This is a genomic window from Dongia deserti, assembly GCF_003574735.1.
Lineage (GTDB): Bacteria > Pseudomonadota > Alphaproteobacteria > Dongiales > Dongiaceae > Dongia_A > Dongia_A deserti.
Map to the genome: position 1 here is coordinate 1 of NZ_QORW01000036.1, position 16795 is coordinate 16795.

The following is a 16795-nucleotide window of genomic DNA, read 5'->3' on the forward strand; positions in this document are numbered from 1 at the left end:
ATCCAGTGAATAGGGTCGTGACATCGATGCTGGCCTCCACCCCAGTCAGCATCTTGAATCACAAATCACCCCAGCTGGGAATCCCCACCAGATTCACACTTCGGGAAACGTGCTCTAGGCCGGCGGGCCTGCATGGTGGCAGGCGACATAGTGTGTCGGGCTGGCCGGCAGGAGATCGGGCATGATCTGGGCGCAGATTTCCGTCGCACGCGGGCAGCGCGTGCGGAAGGGGCAGCCGGAGGGCGGATTGAGCGGCGAGGGCAGGTCGCCCCTCAGCACGATGCGATCTTTCTGTTTCTCCAGATCGGGGTCGGGAATTGGTACCGCGGAATTCAGCGCCTGGGTGTAGGGGTGGAGCGGGTTGGCGTAGATCGAATCGCGGTCCGCAATCTCCATAACCTTGCCGAGATAGAGCACCATGATCCGATGGCTGATGTGCCGTACGACGCTGAGGTTGTGCGAGATGAAGATCAGCGACATACCCATCTCGTGCTGCAGATCCATGAGCAGATTGACGATCTGCGCCTGGATCGAGACGTCGAGGGCGGAGACCGGCTCGTCGCACACGATCATGCGCGGATTGTTGATCATGGCGCGGGCGATGCCGATGCGCTGGGCCTGGCCGCCGGAGAATTCGTGCGGGTAGCGGTTGATTTGGTTCGGCAACAATCCAACCTTGGCCATCATCTGGCGCACGCGCTCCTTCACCTGGGCGCCCGAGAGGTTCGGATTGAAGACGGTGAGCGGCTCCGCGATGATCTGGCCCACGGTCATGCGCGGATTGAGCGAGGCGAGCGGATCCTGGAAGATGATCTGCATGTCGCGCCGCTTTTGCTGCATCTCGTCGTGATCGAGGGCGTGCAGGTCCTCGCCCAGCCATACGACCCGGCCGGCCGTCGCCGGAAGCAGGCGCAGGACAGCCCGGCCCAGTGTGGACTTGCCGCAGCCGGATTCGCCGACCAGACCGAGGGTTTCGCCGGGCCTCAGATCGAAGGTGACGCCATCGACTGCCTTCACCACCGCCTTCGGGCCGCCGAGCAGGCCCTTGCGGGTGACGTCGAAATGGACCTTCAGGTCCTGGACGGAGAGGAGAGGTGCGGCACTCATAGCGACTCCAGGTGACAGGTCTTGGCGCGCCCGTCGGCGATCTGGCGCAGCAAGGGTTTTTCGACAGCGCAACGGTCGAAAGCGTAGGTGCAGCGGTCGCGGAAGCGGCAGCCCTCCGGCAGGTGCTGCAGGTTGGGCGGTTGACCACCGATGGTCTGCAGCCGGTTGATGCGATGCTCATCCAGACGCGGCATGGAGCGCAGCAGGCCCTGGGTATAGGGGTGCTGAGGCGTCTTGAAGAGTGGGCGCACGTCGGCGCGCTCCATGATCTCGCCCGCATACATCACCATCACGCGGTCGGCGAGGCCCGCGATGACGCCAAGGTCGTGGGTGATGAGCGCGATCGCCATGCCACGGTCGCGCTTCAGCCTGCCGAGCAGATCGAGGATCTGCGCCTGCACCGTCACGTCGAGCGCGGTGGTCGGCTCGTCCGCGATCAGCAGCTCCGGCTCGCAGAGCAGGGCCATCGCGATCATCACGCGCTGGCGCATGCCGCCGGAGAACTCGTGCGGATACATATGGACGCGGCGCTTGGCTTCCGGGATCTGCACCGTGTCGAGCAGATCGATGGCGGTCTTCAGCGCGGCCTGCTCGCTCATGCCGCGATGGACCTCCAGCACCTCCGTCATCTGACGCTTGACCGAGAGATACGGGTTCAGCGAGGTCATCGGGTCCTGGAAGATCATGGACATCTTCACGCCCCTGATCTTGTTCAGCTCCTCGACCGGAAGGTTGAGGATCTCCTTACCGTTGAAGAGCACGCTGCCTTCGGCGCGGCCGTTCTTGGCGAGCAGGCCCATGACCGACATGAAGATCTGGCTCTTGCCGGAGCCGGATTCGCCGACGATGCCCAGCGTCTCGCCGGGCTCGATCGCGAAACTGACATCGTTGACGGCACGAACCGTCCCCTCCGGCGTCGCGAAGGTGGTGTTGAGGTTGCGGACGTCGAGGATTGCGGCCATGCGAGTTTCCCTCAACGGTCCCTGGGATCGAGGGCATCGCGCATGCCGTCGCCGATGAAGTTGAGGGAGAGCAGCGTGATCGCCAGCATCGACCCGGTACCGATAATCGCCCAGGGCGCAATCTCCATGACGACGGCGGCCTCGCTTATGAGCGTGCCCCAGCTCGAATCCGGCTCCTGCACGCCCATGCCGAGGAAACTGATGAAGCTCTCGATAAGGATCACGTTCGGCACTGTCAGGGTCACATAGACGACAACCGGTCCCATGCAGTTCGGGATGACGTGCCGCGTGATGATGCGCCACTTGGAGACGCCGCTCGCCTCTGCCGCTTCGATGTACTCGCGCCGGCGGATCGATATAGTCTGACCGCGCACGATGCGGGCCATGTCGAGCCAGCTGACGGCACCAATCGCGATGTAAATGAGCGTGATGTGACGGCCGAACACGACTGTCAGCATGATGACGAAGAAGATGAATGGAATCGAGTAGAGAATATCGACGATCCGCATCATGAAACCATCGACCCGCCCGCCGATGAAGCCGGCCGTCGCACCCCAGATCACGCCGATAACCAGGCTGACCAAGGTGGCGGTGAAGCCGACCAGCAGCGACACCTGTCCGCCATAGAGCAGCCGCACGAACAGGTCGCGGTTGTTCGCATCGGTGCCCAGCAGATAGCCGAGCTCGAGATTGGGCGGGCCCCAGCTTTCGAGCTCCCAATTGATATCGTCGGGCGCGCGCAGTCCAAGGTGTGGCGCCAGGAAGCAGGCCAGCGCGATGATGCAGAAGATCACCAAGCTGGTGACTGCCGCCTTGTTGCGCAGGAAGCGGTGGCGCGCGTCGGCCCACAGGCTGCGGCCCTTGACCTCCGGCGCAGTGCCAAGCGTGATGTCGGCAACGGACATGTGTTACCTCAATCGTACCGGACCTTCGGGTCCAAGACGCCGTACAGGAGATCGGCGATCAGGTTGCACAGGATGACGAGCGCGCCATAGAAGACCGTCACGCCCATCACCAGTGTGTAGTCGCGGTTCAACGAACCCTGCACGAAATAGCGCCCAATGCCGGGAATTGAGAAGATCTGCTCTACCACGACCGAGCCTGTGATGATGCCGGCGATGGCGGGGCCCAGATAGGAGACGACCGGCAGGATCGCGGCGCGGATCGCATGGCGACTGATCGTCAACCGGGCCGGCAAGCCCTTGGCGCGCGCGGTGCGCACGTAGTTGCTGCTCAGCACCTCGATCATGCTGGCGCGCGTCAGCCGCGCGATGGCCGCAATCTGCGGCAGGCAGAGGGCGATTACCGGCAGGACATAGTGGCTAGGCCGCCCCCAACCGCCGACAGGCAGTAACTGAAGCTGCAGACCGATCACCAGCGTCAGGATCGGCGCCACCACGAAATTGGGCACCGCGATGCCCACCATCGACACAGACATGCTCGCATAGTCGATCCAGCTGTTCTGCCGCAACGCAGCCCAGATACCGAGGGTGACGCCGATCACCAGCGCGAGGGCAATTGCGATGCCGCCGAGTTGCAGTGACACCGGGAAGCCCCCGAAGATCAGGTCGGCGACGGCGAAATCCTTATATTTGAACGAAGGTCCGAAATCCCCATGCAGCAAGCCGTTCAGATAGCGAAGGAATTGCTGCCATAAGGGCTCGTCCAGGTGATAGGCCTTCATCAGATTGGCCTCGACCTCCGGCGGCACCCTGCGTTCGCGCGCGAACGGCCCACCGGGTGCTAGGCGCATCATGAAGAACGCACCGGCAATGATGATGAAAAGCGTTGGAACCGCGCCGCCAAGGCGACGCATCACATAGTGCAGCACTGCTCGATCCTCCGAAACTGACGGCCGCGCGCTGGAGGGCCGTTGGGCAGACGTCAGCCCCTAAATGGACAACGACCGGCAGCGCGCTGCACGCTGCCGGTCGTTCTTCTCACCATGCCGGTCTATTGAACCGACATGTAGCGGCCGAGATGGAAGTCCAGGTTGTTATACGCCCAGCCCTGCACCTTCTTAGAGACCATGTGCTTGGTCTTGTAGGTCAGAATCGGGATGATCGGCAGATCATTGAGGAAGATCTGCTCGGCCCTCTGCAGGGACGCCAGGCGAGTCTCCGGATCGCCGATGCCGAACGAGTTCTTCACCAGCTTGTCGTACTCGGGATTGTTGTAGCCCGCGTCATTGCGCACGCCTGCGTCCGAGAGGAACAGATCGAGGAAGGTGACCGGGTCGGCGAAGTCGCCGATCCACCCGGCCCTCGCGACGTCGAACTGCTTCTCGTCGCGGGTATCGAGATAGACCTGCCATTCCTGATTGTTCAGTGTCGCATTGACGCCGATCGCCTTCCACATGCTCTGGACCGCGATCGCGATCTTCTTGTGGTTCTCGCTCGTATTGTAAAGGATCTCCATGTTCAGCGGATTGTCCGGGCCGTAGCCGGCAGCCGCCAGCAATTCCTTGGCCTTGGCGATGCGCTGTTGCTTCGGCATGTCCTTGAACGACACGTACTGCGTCTTGTAGCCGATCATTCCTGGAGGAACCCAGGAATAGCCCGGCAGGAAGCTACCCCCTGTCACCTTCTCCGCGATCGCCTCGCGGTCGATGGCAAGCGCCAGGGCCTCACGCACTTCCTTCTTGCTGCCGGCCTCGCGCGTCCCGTTGACGACGTAGTAGTAGGTGCCGAGATACGGCTTGGCCTCATACTCGTCCTTCATGTTCGCTTCGATGAACTTGATCTGGTCCGACGGGACTTCGTAGGTGATGTGGAGTTCACCGGCGCGATAGCGCTTGAACTCTTCCGAGATGTCCTCGGTCGGATAATAGACGATCTTGTCCAGCTTGACGTTCGCGGCGTCGTAGTAGCTCGGGCTCTTCGCGAGCGCCATGGACGCCTGCGGAGTCCATGACTCCATCGTGAAGGCGCCGTTACCGACCATGTTGCCCGGCTTGGTCCAATCCTGACCGAACTTCTCCACCGTCGCCTTGTGCACCGGCAGGAACGTGTTGTGGCGGATGAGACCGAGGAAATAGGGCGCGGGCCTCGCCAGTGTGACCTCGAAGGTCTTGGCGTCGACCGCCTTAACGCCCAGCTTGGTCAGGTCCTTCTCCTCGCCTTTACGGATCTGCTCGGCGTTGAGGATGGGATCGGCAATCGGCGCATAGTCGGCCGCGATCGCAGGATCAACCAGACGTTGGAATGAATAGACGAAATCCTCGGCGGTGACCGGATCGCCATTCGACCACTTCGCATCGCGCAGATGGAATGTGTAGGTCTTTCCGTCGTCGCTTACGTCCCATTTCTCAGCCATACCCGGCACCACTTCGCCATCCGGCGAATAAGTGGTGAGACCTTCGAAGATCTCGTACTGGATGTTCGCTTCAGTGACACCGGTCGACTTCTGCGGGTCCATCGTCTCCGGTTCGGCGCCGTTGCCGCGATGCAGAACCATTTCTGCCTGCGCTGCGGTCGACGCCAGAATAAGCGTCGCTGCCGTCAGCGCAGACAACAGTACGTTGCGCTTCATCAGTGACATCTGCATGTCCTCCCTTGGTCGATGTAGGGTCGCGTGCGGCGGCGCTTGATTGTCATTGATTGGGCCTCCGGCCCCCGCGCGGACTTGGGGCGATATTCCCCGATCGGTACGATTGTTTCAATGAGATTAAGCCGGAAAAACTCAACAAATCCGCGTTCTTCTGACGTTGATCGGCGTTCGCCTTTCGTATCGCCGGGTTGTCCTTCCCCTGGCAGATTGCCGGAGCGGGCGGTCTTCGGGCTGGCGCTTCGCCGGGTGGACGTCGAAGCGACGGACCTCGATGGCAATACGACTGATCGAGCATTTCCCGGAGCCTCGACTGACGGGCGAGATCGGCCGAACCTTGCCACCGCTACTCCGCAGCGCGCCGCGTGCTGGGCGGGCTGTGGAAACCGGCCAAGAGCTCATCTTGGCGCTTCTTGGCCGATTCGACGTTGGCTTCCTTGATATGGCCGTAGCCGCGGATCTGCTCAGGCAGGGAAGCCAAGGCAACCGCCGTCGCGTGGTTCTCGGCTGAAAGCCCGGTGATGACCTCCTCCACCAGCGCCTCATAGTCCGCGATCAGCCGGCGCTCGAGCTTGCGGTCGGCCGACCGGCCGAACGGATCGAGCGCCGTGCCGCGCAGCCATTTCAGCCGCGCCAACAGGCCAAAGACGCTCATCATCCAGGGCCCGAACTGCTTCTTCTTTATCCGGCCCGTGGCCGGATCGGGATGCGACAGGGCAGGCGGCGCCAGATGGAAGTGCAGCTTGTAATCGCCTTCGAACTGGGCCGCGATCCGCTCGCGGAACACCGGATCCGAATGCAGCCGCGCGACCTCGTATTCGTCCTTGTAGGCCAGCAGCTTCGCGTAATATCTGGCGACCGCGATGGACAGGGCCTGCGAGCTTGGCATCGCGGCGCGCTCCGCGGCGATCACGCGGTCCACCAGCTTCCGGTAGCGCTCGGCATAGGCGGCATTCTGATAGCGGGTCAGATGCCCCATCCGGTGGGCAATGATCTCGTCCAGCGCCTCGGGGATCTGCCGGGTAACGCCACTCGCCTTGTCGGCGGCCCTTTGGACGCCGGCGAGATCGACGGCGGCACGCCGACCCCACAGGAAGGCCAACTTGTTCTCGTTCGCGGCGGTGCGGTTGAGCTCAATCGCGCGCTCGATGGCGGCGGCGGAAACCGGGATCAGTCCCCGCTGATAGGCATAGCCCAGCATGAAGAGATTGGTGGCAATAGAATCGCCGATCAAAGCGATGGCAAGGCCGGTTGCGTCGATGAACTCCGCCGCGCCCGGGCCAACGGCCGCTTCAATTGCCGCCTTCAAGGTCTGGCCGGGGAAGCGGTAATCCGGATTGCGGACGAAGTCGGCCGTGATGGTCTCGTGGCCGTTGATGATGGCCCGGCCTTGCCCGACCCGACCTTTGGCCAGCGCATCATAGGTGGCGGCGACCACGATATCGCAGCCGAGCAGCAAGTCGGCATTGCCGGCCGCGACGCGCACCGCGTGGATCTCCTCCGGACGTTCAGCGATGCGCACGTGCGAGAACACTGCGCCACCTTTCTGCGCCAGGCCGGTCATGTCCATGATGGAGCAGCCCTTGCCCTCCAGGTGCGCCGCCATGCCGAGCAGTGCGCCAATGGTGACGACGCCTGTCCCGCCGATGCCGGTGACCAGGATATTGAACGGGTCCTTGAGCGCCGGCAGGTCCGGTTCCGGCAGCACTTCTCCGACCGGCAGTGTGGGCTGCGGCTTCTTCAGCTTGCCGCCGTCGATGGTCACAAAGCTCGGGCAGAAGCCGTGAAGGCAGGAATAGTCCTTGTTGCAGCTCGACTGGTCGATGGCGCGCTTGCGGCCCATCGCCGTATCCAGCGGGACGACCGAAAGGCAGTTGCTGGTCTTCGAGCAATCGCCGCAGCCCTCGCAGACCTCCTCGTTGATGAAGATGCGCTTGGCGGGGTCCGGCATCGTGCCACGCTTGCGCCGGCGGCGTTTCTCCGCCGCGCAGGTCTGGTCGTAGATGATGGCGGTGACGCCCTTGATCACGCGCATCTCACGCTGGATGGCGTCCAGCTCGTCGCGGTGATGGACTGTGACGCCCTCAGGAAGGCCGACGCCGCGATACTTCTCCGGCTGATCCGTGACGACGGTGATCTTGATGACCGCTTCTGCCGTCAGCTGGTGCGCGATCATCGGCACCGTGAGCGGCCCGTCCACCGGCTGGCCGCCGGTCATGGCGACCGCGTCGTTGAACAGGATCTTGTAGGTAATGTTGGCGCCCGAGGCGACAGCAGCCCGGATCGCGATCAACCCGGAATGGTAATACGTGCCATCGCCCAGGTTCTGGAAGACGTGCCCGGTCTTCGAGAACGGCGCCTGGCCGACCCAGGTGACGCCTTCGCCGCCCATCTGGGTGAAGGTCTCGGTGTTGCGGTCCATCCAGCCTGCCATGATGTGGCAGCCGATGCCGGCCAAGGCGCGCGAGCCCTCAGGCACCTTGGTCGAGGTGTTGTGAGGGCAGCCGGAGCAGAAGTAGGCGACGCGGCGGGTTGCGGGCTTGTAGCCGGTGAGCGCCTTTTCCTTGGCCTCCAGAAATTTGAGGCGATCCTCGATCGTCGGACTGGTGTGGAAGCGTGCGATGCGCTTCGCGATCACGCGCGCAATGCGCGCCGGGGTCAACTCGTCGGCGGAGGGCAGGATCCATTCCCCGGTCTCGTCGAACTTGCCGACGACCCTGGGGCGCACGCTCTCCTTCCAGTTATAGAGCTGCTCCTTGAGCTGGTTCTCCATCAGAGCGCGCTTTTCCTCGACGACTAGAATTTCTTCGAGGCCCTCGGCGAAGTGGCGCACCCCTTCGCGCTCCAGCGGCCAGGTCATGCCGATCTTGTAGAGCGAAAGGCCGATGCGCTTGGCGTAATCCTCGTCGATGCCGAGATCGTCCAGCGCTTGGCGCACGTCCATGTAGGTCTTGCCGCAGGTCACGATGCCGAAACGCCGGTTCGGCCCGTCGATGATCACCCGGTTGACCTTGTTGGCGCGGGCGAAGGCGAGGGCGGCATAGAGCTTGTACTTGTGGAGCAGCATCTCCTGCTCCAGCGCCTGGATGGTCGCGAACTGGGAGGAGGGCATGCGGATGTTGAGCCCACCCTCCGGCATCGCGAAATCGTCCGGGATCCTGATGTCGACGCGCGATGGGTCGACATAGACCGAAGCGCTGGAATCGCAGTTGTCGGCCACAACCTTCATGGCGATCCAGCAGCCGGAATAGCGCGAGGCTGCCCAGCCATAGAGGCCGTAATCGAGGAATTCCTGGATGTTCGCCGGATTGAGGACCGGAATGCCGTAGTCCATGAAGGCATATTCGGTCTGGTGCGCCGTAGTGGATGATTTCGACGCGTGATCGTCCCCTGCCAGCAGCAGGACGCCGCCATGCTTGGCGGAGCCGGCAAGGTTGCCGTGGCGGAACACATCGCCGCAGCGGTCGACGCCCGGCCCCTTGCCGTACCACATGCTGAAGACGCCGTCGTGCTTGCTGTCGCCAAACAAGTCGAGCTGCTGGGTGCCCCAGACGGCGGTGGCAGCCAGGTCCTCGTTTACGCCCGGCTGGAACTTGATCTGGTGCTCATCAAGATGCTTGCGGGCCGCCATCATGGCCTGGTCGAGCCCGCCCAAGGGAGAGCCGCGGTAGCCGGTGACATAGCCGGCGGTGTTGAGCCCCGCCGCCATGTCGCGCTGCCGCTGCATGATGGCGAGGCGGGTCAGCGCCTGCATGCCGTTGAGGTAAACGCGGCCCTCTGTTGTCGTGTATTTGTCGTCCAAAGTGACGGACGCCAAACGCGCTGTCTGCGCCACTGCTGCTTCTCCCGATAAGGCCGTCTTCTCCGCTGTGCCAGCCCCTGCCGCGGCCCATTAAGGCAGAAAATGGGCCGATTCCAAGCCCTTGTCCAGGGTCGGACGAAGGGGTTCGATTTGGTCGCCGGGGGCCCTCATGCTAACGTTTGATTTCGTCTTAACGGATGACGACGCAACGAGTGTTCTTGTTTGCGCGGCTAGTTCGCGGTGCGGGCATGCGGGGGCTTGCGAGTCCTGAGGCGTGGGCGATGCATCGAAGTTGAACGAACTGTGCTCGGCCGCCGACAGAGTGTGATGCAGGCAACGTCGAGGGGCTAAATGGAACGCGACCGTCCCGGTGGGGACCGTCAATTGACAGAGGAGCTCCGCCTGCCAGCGCGCGTCCTGCCCAGTGCGGACATGCCCTTGGCAAAGAGCGTGATCCTCATCATCTGTGCTGCTTTGACATGCGTGGGTTGGGTATTCGCGATGTCCCTGCACTGGCCTGTGACGGCGCCCGAGCTCGTGGACGTGTCATTGCCGTTCGGTCTTGTGTTCGTCGTTCTTGGCTCGCTTTTGATTCGACAGCAGCGGCGGTACTTTGGATCACGGGGCCGATACTGGCTGGTCATTGAGCGCGATAGGCTGATCGTAGTCAGGCCAGACGAACAGCAGGCCGCCGAATGGCGCAACCTGACGCGCTTCGCCATAGAAGAAGACGTGCGTCCATTGATGACCGCAGAGAAGCACGTTGAGCAATGCGTCACGGTCTATGTGACTGCAATTGACACGGGGCCAGGTGGTGGTCCGCTCAAGATTGTTGCGGATGATTTTGCCGCGAAGCTGCCGGGCAGTCCGATGGAGAGAGCGCAGAAGTTTTGCGCAATCCTGAACGACATTCGGCGATGGGCGATGGAATCCACGGCCGAATCCGAGGCGTTATCGCTGCGTATGGTCAGCGGCCTCGCGTTGGCATCCACCTGAATGAAGTCGACCGGGTTCTACGCATTCGCTGCAAATCGCACCGCATGCACTGGTGGCAGGTGGTGTGTGACAGCGCGCCAAGTCTCGCCCTGGTCCTCGGTGACGTAGAGATTGCCCGTGGTGGAGCCAAAGGCGAGGGTGTCGCCGGTTCCGTCGATGTCGAGGGCATGGCGCAGCACGAGGTCATAGCCGAAGCCAGTGGGCAGGCCGTTCGCGAGCGTGTCGAAGGTCTTGCCGCCGTCGCGCGTGCGGGAGGCGACGAATTTGCCGTCCTGTGGCACGCGCACCTCGTCCTTGATCGCCGGCACGAACCAGGCCCTTGCAGGCTCCTTCGGGTGCACCGCGACGCCGAAGCCGAAGCGCGGGCCTGCGAACTGCCAATTCTCGAGATCGTTGGTGCTGTAGAAGATGCCGTTGTGGTGCTGGCACCAGAAGTGACCGGGCTGGTCCCGGCATTGCACGATGCGATGCGGGTCCTGGATGGCCGGGTCTTCGCGCCGCTCGGGCGGCATGTATTCGGCGAACAGGCCCTTGGAGCGGCAGACCCAGCTGGCGCCCGCATCCTCGCTGCGCCATACGCCCCCACAGGAGATCGCGATCACCAGGCGGCTGGAGTTGCGCGGGTCGACGCAGATTGTGTGCAGCGCCGTGTCGTCGGTGCCACCGCCAAACCACTTGGCGCGGTCGGGCAGGTTCCACAGGCCCTCGACCAGGTGCCACTCGCCGTCGCCATTCTGGTCGTTGCGGAAGAGCGCGGCCGGCAGCGAGCCGGCCCAGATCAATCCCGGCTGATCCGGACCGCCGGCTTCCAGCGCCCAGATCTGATTGAGGCTCGGCGCGTCCTTGTCCTCGGACTTGGGCAAGGCCGGCATGGCGAGCTCATCCCAGGTCGCGCCCTGATTGGTGGAACGATGCAGCTTGGCGCCGAAGTGGCCGAGATTGAGGGCGGCATACCAATGGCCGGTGCGCGGGTCGGCCAGGAACGCCGTCACCGGTTGCCCTAGGAACGCAACATAGGTCTGCTGCCACTTGCCGCCGCTATGCTGGAAGCGGAACAACCCCTTGCGTGTGCAGACGAACAGATCCTGCACCATATCGATCAGCCCCCTGACAATGCCTGCATGACGTAGATTTCGGAGCTCGGCGCGACGCGGCGGCCGAGATCTTTCTTGTCGACCAGCAATTCACCGTCGATGAACACTGCCACGTGGTGGCGCAGCCGTCCCTGGTCATCGAGGATGTAGGAGCGGACCCTGGGGGCGGTCGCGAAATAGGCGTCCAGCGCCGCGCCGAGCGTTCCCGCCTCGACCCGGGTGGGTCCGGTCGGCGCCACTTGCCGCAAGTGCGATGTCACGTGGATGGTCGGCATCAGGCCGCTCCCGAGCCTTTGCTATGGCTGAGAAACCTATCCCAGGCGGCTGTCCACATTCAATTGCCGGCAGCCGGAGTCGGTCGTGCGCTGCAGGCCGAAGCGTGGTTTAATTCGCAGACGAACAATGGGGACGATTATGAACCTGCCCGCCAGCCTTCCCTTGACCAAAGCGCCGCGTCAGACGGCCGGTACCTTCCTCAATTGGCCCTCGGTGACCGATCTGGAAAGGCTGGAGGCGGACATCGCCTTTCTGGGCATTCCATACAACGCGCCTTACTCGATGGAAGAGGTTGCGAACAACCAGGCGCAGGCACCGGATGCCGTGCGCGCCCGCTCGGACCAGATTCAGTGGGGCGACGGCAACTACGACTTCGATCATGGCGGGCCGCTATTGGCCGGGAAGACCATCCGCCTTGCGGATTGCGGCAACGTGCCGGGCAATCAATATGACGCCGCCGGCAACGTGAAGCGCGCCGAGTTGGCCGTGCGCGCGATCCTGAAAGCGGGTGCGCTGCCCATTATTCTGGGCGGCGATCACGGCGCGACGGTGCCGGCGCTTCGCGCCTATGAAGGGCGCGGGCCGATCACCTTGATCCATATCGACGCGCATCTCGACTGGCGGGACCACGTCAATGGGGTGCGCGACGGCTATTCCAGCCCGATCCGCCGCGCTTCCGAGCTGCCGTGGATCGAGGGCGCGTGGCAGATCGGCCTGCGCGGGGTGGGGAGTGCGCGCGAGGAGGAGGTGGCGGATGCGCGCAAGTGGGGCTCCAACCTCATCACTGCGTGGGATCTGCACGAGATGGGCATCGCGGCGCTGCTCGAGCGGCTGCCGACCGGCAAGAACGTCTATCTCACCATCGACGCCGACGGCCTGGACCCGACCATCATGCCGGGTGTGATCGCGCCGGTGCCAGGTGGCGTCACCTTCGTCCAGGCGCGCGCCATCATCCGCCACGCGGTGATGAAGAACCAGCTGGTCGGTATGGATATCGTGGAGATCGCGCCGGAGCGCGACGTCGGCGGACTTACCTGCATCACGGCGGGGCGCCTCATCACCAACACGATCGGCTGCGCCGTGAGAGCGGGCTATTTTGGGTGACACAATCATGCTGGAGCTTCGCGACAAGGAGGCTCTGGAGCTCATCACCGCGCACCGGCGCTGGCTGTACAACGACCGCCGTGGCAAGCGGGCCGACCTGTCTCTGCGCACTTTGCGCGGCCTCGACCTGCGCGGCGTCGATCTGACGCGCGCCAAGCTGACCGGGGCGCAATTCATCAACTGCAACCTCGACGGCGCCATCCTGGTCGAGGCCGATCTCTTTGGTGTCAACTTGACGGGCACGTCGCTTCGAAAGGCGAACTGTCACAGCGCGGATTTCAGGGGCGCGATCCTTGCCGCAACGGACTTCACCGAAGCCACGCTGAAGGCCTGCGACTTCCGCGACGGAACCCTGCTGGTCAGCGTCGCTGGAACGGTGGCGCCGCCCGTGATGGAGAAAGGTGCAGAAACGAGCAGCAAGATGGCGCGCGCAGACCTCGCGGGAGCCAAGCTGCATCACGCCGTCATCAAGCGCACCGACATGTCGGCGGCGGTCCTGCGCAAGGCTGATCTGAGCGGTGCCAATCTCGCCGGCAGCTCGCTCAAGGATGCCGATCTGCGCGGGGCAAATCTGACCGGATGCGATCTGTCGCGAACCTTGATGAACCGCGCACTGGTCGACGGTGCCAACCTGAGCGGGGCCGTGCTGCGCGACGCCAATGTGTTCAATGTCGACTTCAGCAATGCCGCCTACCTGGACATCCTGGACCTGAAGGACACGATCTCTGTCGATGATTCCGCGGAGGCTGCTGCGGCGATCGCGGACCAGATCAAGGCGCACGAGGACTGGGTGGAGAGCTCCGGCGTCAAGGGCACGCGCGCGGATTTCTTTGGGCGTGACCTTTCCGCAGTGGATTTCTCCGGCCGGACCCTCACCGGCGCCGTATTCACTGAATGCCGGTTGCGCGCCGCCCGGTTCGATCAATGCCGCATGTCGTTGGCCATTCTCTCGCGTGCCGATGCGACTGGCGCCAGCTTCGCGGACGCCGATCTCAAGGGCGCGGACCTGACGGCCGCGATCCTGCGCCGTGTCGACTTCCGGGATGCCGACCTGCGTGTGCAGATCGTCACCTTACCGGACGGCACGACCCGTGAATGGCCGGTGCGCGCGGGTGATGCCAAGTTCAATGATGCCGACTTCACCGGCGCGCAGACCGCCGGGATGCTGGCGGCGGGGGCCGAACTCACCGGCGCCAAGGGCGACAAGGCGATATTGGCCAAGCTCAAGGGATAGCCCTGTTCGCACTTGCGACTCAGCGTCAATCCGTGTCGAATTTGCGGCACCGTGCCAAAGATGGCAGCCGCAGACTGAAAACCATGGATCATTCACATCCCCTGACGGACGAACACAAGCGCCGGTTCGAGGCCGATGGTTTCCTGATCCTCGACAAGTTCATCGACGCGGAGACGGTGGAGCGGCTGCGCGCGCGATTCGAGCCCTTGTTCAGGGGCGAGTTCGAGACCGGCCTTTATCCCGACGAGTGGAACTGGCAGGAGGGGCGCGACCGGCCGGACCGCACGCGCCAGATCTGCAATGGCTGGAAGTCCGATCGCACGGTCGCGAGCGTGGTACTGAGCGCGAAGGTCGGGCGCTGCGTGGCGGAGCTGAGCGGCTGGAACGGCGCGCGCATCTGCCAGGACAACGTGATCTGGAAGCCGGCTGGCGCGAAGGCGTTGGGCTATCACCAGGACGATTCCTACGCCAAGTGGTTCACGCCCTCGCACATGGCGACCTGCTGGATCGCGTTGGACGACACGACGGCGGCGGGCGGCACGATCGAATACGCGCGCGGCTCCCACAAGTGGGGCATCTCGCCGCCGATCGAGAAATTCCACGCGCCGGAGGATTATCAGAAGGAGTTCCGTGCGGCCGCCGAGCGCGTCGGCGTGAAGGCGGAAATCGTGCCGATCGAAGTGCCGGCGGGCGGCTGCGCCTTCCATCACGGCGGGACCTGGCATGGGTCGGATATGAATCGCGCTGACAAACCACGGCGATCCGTGGTGGCGCACTGCATCGCCTCAGATGCGCAGTTTCATCCGACCAACATCAGCTACGTCTACAACCGCTATAAGCGCCACGGCGATCTTGCCATGGACGAGAGCTTCTTCCCCATCCTGTGGCGCAAAGACGGCTACCGAACGGATTGGCTGGGCCGGTAGGGACCGCACATGACATATCGACAACCGCGCAGGGCAATTCCGTAGCAGTTGCAACCTTTCGGCCGTCTCTGGCGTAATGGGGGCGTAGTCCACTGCCAGGGCCGGACAATGGCGTACGATCCTCGTTCCGCATTCGACCGTTTTCTGAATAGCAGCCTGGATGAACTCCTGGCGCCTGGCGAGGCGAGCGACGGCCTGCCGGAGGCCCTGGTGCTGCTCCGGCGCGTTGCAGATGGGGTGCCGGCCTATGGCGCGATGCTCAAGGCGGCAGGCCTGAACGTCGCCGACATTCACGACGCAACCGACTTCGCCAGGCTGCCGCTCCTGAACAAGGAGAACTATGTCCGGCGTTTTCCGCTCGAAGCGCTGGTAGAAGGCGGCGATCTCGCGGCCTGCGATTTCTTTGCCGTGTCCTCCGGCTCCACCGGAGAGCCGACACTGTGGCCGCGCGGGCTGCATCACGAATTCCCGGTCGCGGTGCGGTTCGAGCAGGTGCTGCGCGACAGTTTCCGCGCCCATGAGCGGCGCACGCTGGCGGTGGTCTGCTTCGCGCTCGGCTCCTGGGTCGGGGGCATGTACACCACGTCGTGCCTGCGCTGGGTCGCGACTAAAGGCTATCCGCTGCTGATCGTGACGCCGGGCAACAAGATCGACGAAATCCTGCGCGTCGTGAGGCGCCTGGCACCTGATTTCGAGCAGACGGTCCTGCTTGGCTATCCGCCGTTCCTCAAGGAAGTGGTCGATGCCGGCCGCGGCGAAAAGGTCGATTGGGGCCAGTTCAATGTACGCCTGGTGACAGCCGGCGAAGTGTTCAGCGAGACCTGGCGCGACCTGGTGCTGGAACGACTGGAGCAGGATGAGGGGCTGAACAGCATCGCTTCGCTCTATGGCACGGCCGATGCCGGCGTGCTCGGTAACGAGACGCCACTGTCGGTCGCGATCCGCCGCTTTTTGAGCGAGAAGCCGGAGGCGGCCAAGGCCCTGTTCGGGGAAGAGCGCTTGCCGACCCTCTGCCAATACGATCCCACCTCGCGCTATTTCGAGGTGGTCGAAGGAGGCACGCTCGCCTTCAGCGGCGATAACGGCGCGCCGCTGATCCGCTATCACATCGCGGACCAGGGCGGCATCTACAGCTTCGAAGCAATGCGGGCGAAGCTCGCCGACTATCACTTCGATGCTGAAACGGCGGTCATGCAGGCCGGCTTCGGCCACCCACGGCGGCTGCCCTTTGTCTACGTCTTCGGGCGGGCGAATTTCACGGTGTCATTCTTCGGCGCCAACATCTTTCCCGAGACCATCAGCCTGGCGCTCGAGAAGCCGAGCCTCAGCCGCTGGACGACCGGCAAGTTCGTGATGGAAGTCAAGGAGGGCCTGGCGGACCGGCCGCGGTTCACCGTCGCGATCGAACTCGCCGACAAGGAGACCGCCGACCCGACACGCATCGAGCTGGCCGAGCGAGAGATCCTCGAAACACTCCTTGGGCACAACAGCGAGTATGCGAACTACGTGTCGAAGGAGGATCAGCGGCCAGTCGTGACCCTATGGTCGAAGGGCCATTCGGACTACTTCCCGGTCGGGGTGAAGCATCGGTACAGCAGGCGCTAATTCCCGCATTCTCTTTCTTCCGTCATTGCCGGACAGCCGCGAAGCGGATGATCCGGCAATCCACGTTCATTACGGTTGACAGAAATTGGATCACCGGATCGCGGCGTTTCGCGCCGGTCCGGTGACGACGGTATGGGAGAGGC

13 protein-coding genes are annotated in these 16795 nt (G+C 63.5%); 5 read left to right on the forward strand and 8 right to left on the reverse strand.

Annotated features, from left to right (window positions below; genetic code table 11):
- Positions 1 to 114 precede the first annotated feature (114 nt).
- From DTX69_RS29455 to DTX69_RS29480, 6 genes are all read right to left on the reverse strand, one after another.
- Complete coding sequence (locus DTX69_RS29455) at positions 115 to 1107, reverse strand: ABC transporter ATP-binding protein (protein ID WP_119305171.1); 993 nt, start codon at positions 1105 to 1107, stop codon at positions 115 to 117.
- Positions 1104 to 2069, reverse strand: a complete 966-nt coding sequence (locus tag DTX69_RS29460; RefSeq protein ID WP_119305172.1) for an ABC transporter ATP-binding protein — start codon at positions 2067 to 2069, stop codon at positions 1104 to 1106. The genes DTX69_RS29455 and DTX69_RS29460 overlap by 4 nt, the downstream gene beginning before the upstream one ends.
- A gap of 11 nt (positions 2070 to 2080) precedes the next feature.
- Positions 2081 to 2974, reverse strand: a complete 894-nt coding sequence (locus tag DTX69_RS29465) for an ABC transporter permease subunit (RefSeq protein WP_119305173.1) — start codon at positions 2972 to 2974, stop codon at positions 2081 to 2083.
- 8 nt (positions 2975 to 2982) lie between these two features.
- Positions 2983 to 3900, reverse strand: a complete 918-nt coding sequence (oppB, locus tag DTX69_RS29470) for an oligopeptide ABC transporter permease OppB (RefSeq protein ID WP_119305174.1) — start codon at positions 3898 to 3900, stop codon at positions 2983 to 2985.
- A 122-nt stretch (positions 3901 to 4022) separates the two neighbouring features.
- Positions 4023 to 5609, reverse strand: a complete 1587-nt coding sequence (locus DTX69_RS29475) for a peptide ABC transporter substrate-binding protein (RefSeq protein WP_284736156.1) — start codon at positions 5607 to 5609, stop codon at positions 4023 to 4025.
- Between the two features lie 352 nt (positions 5610 to 5961).
- On the reverse strand, positions 5962 to 9450 hold the full coding sequence (locus DTX69_RS29480; RefSeq protein WP_119305175.1) for an indolepyruvate ferredoxin oxidoreductase family protein: 3489 nt from the start codon (positions 9448 to 9450) through the stop codon (positions 5962 to 5964).
- A gap of 318 nt (positions 9451 to 9768) precedes the next feature.
- Between DTX69_RS29480 and DTX69_RS29485 the strand changes: the two genes are divergently transcribed.
- On the forward strand, positions 9769 to 10413 hold the full coding sequence (locus DTX69_RS29485; RefSeq protein WP_119305176.1) for a hypothetical protein: 645 nt from the start codon (positions 9769 to 9771) through the stop codon (positions 10411 to 10413).
- Between the two features lie 17 nt (positions 10414 to 10430).
- Here the strand turns inward: DTX69_RS29485 and DTX69_RS29490 are convergent, their stop codons facing one another.
- Complete coding sequence (locus DTX69_RS29490; RefSeq protein ID WP_119305177.1) at positions 10431 to 11507, reverse strand: WD40/YVTN/BNR-like repeat-containing protein; 1077 nt, start codon at positions 11505 to 11507, stop codon at positions 10431 to 10433.
- Positions 11508 to 11512: 5 nt separating this feature from the next.
- Entirely contained in the window at positions 11513 to 11782 is a 270-nt protein-coding gene (locus tag DTX69_RS29495) for a MoaD/ThiS family protein (protein WP_119305178.1), read from the reverse strand.
- 139 nt (positions 11783 to 11921) lie between these two features.
- Here DTX69_RS29495 and DTX69_RS29500 point away from each other — a divergent pair, with 139 nt between their 5' ends.
- The 4 genes from DTX69_RS29500 to DTX69_RS29515 all read left to right on the forward strand — a co-directional run bounded on the left by DTX69_RS29500 (position 11922) and on the right by DTX69_RS29515 (position 16652).
- Positions 11922 to 12887, forward strand: coding sequence for an agmatinase (locus tag DTX69_RS29500; protein ID WP_119305179.1), 966 nt, complete (start codon positions 11922 to 11924; stop codon positions 12885 to 12887).
- Between the two features lie 7 nt (positions 12888 to 12894).
- Positions 12895 to 14121, forward strand: coding sequence for a pentapeptide repeat-containing protein (locus tag DTX69_RS29505; RefSeq protein ID WP_119305180.1), 1227 nt, complete (start codon positions 12895 to 12897; stop codon positions 14119 to 14121).
- An 83-nt stretch (positions 14122 to 14204) separates the two neighbouring features.
- Positions 14205 to 15047: a phytanoyl-CoA dioxygenase family protein gene (locus DTX69_RS29510; RefSeq protein ID WP_119305181.1), complete on the forward strand. Its 843-nt coding sequence runs from the start codon at positions 14205 to 14207 to the stop codon at positions 15045 to 15047.
- 108 nt (positions 15048 to 15155) lie between these two features.
- Positions 15156 to 16652 (forward strand): phenylacetate--CoA ligase family protein, encoded by a 1497-nt coding sequence (locus tag DTX69_RS29515; protein ID WP_119305182.1) that lies wholly within the window; start codon positions 15156 to 15158, stop codon positions 16650 to 16652.
- Positions 16653 to 16795 lie beyond the last annotated feature (143 nt).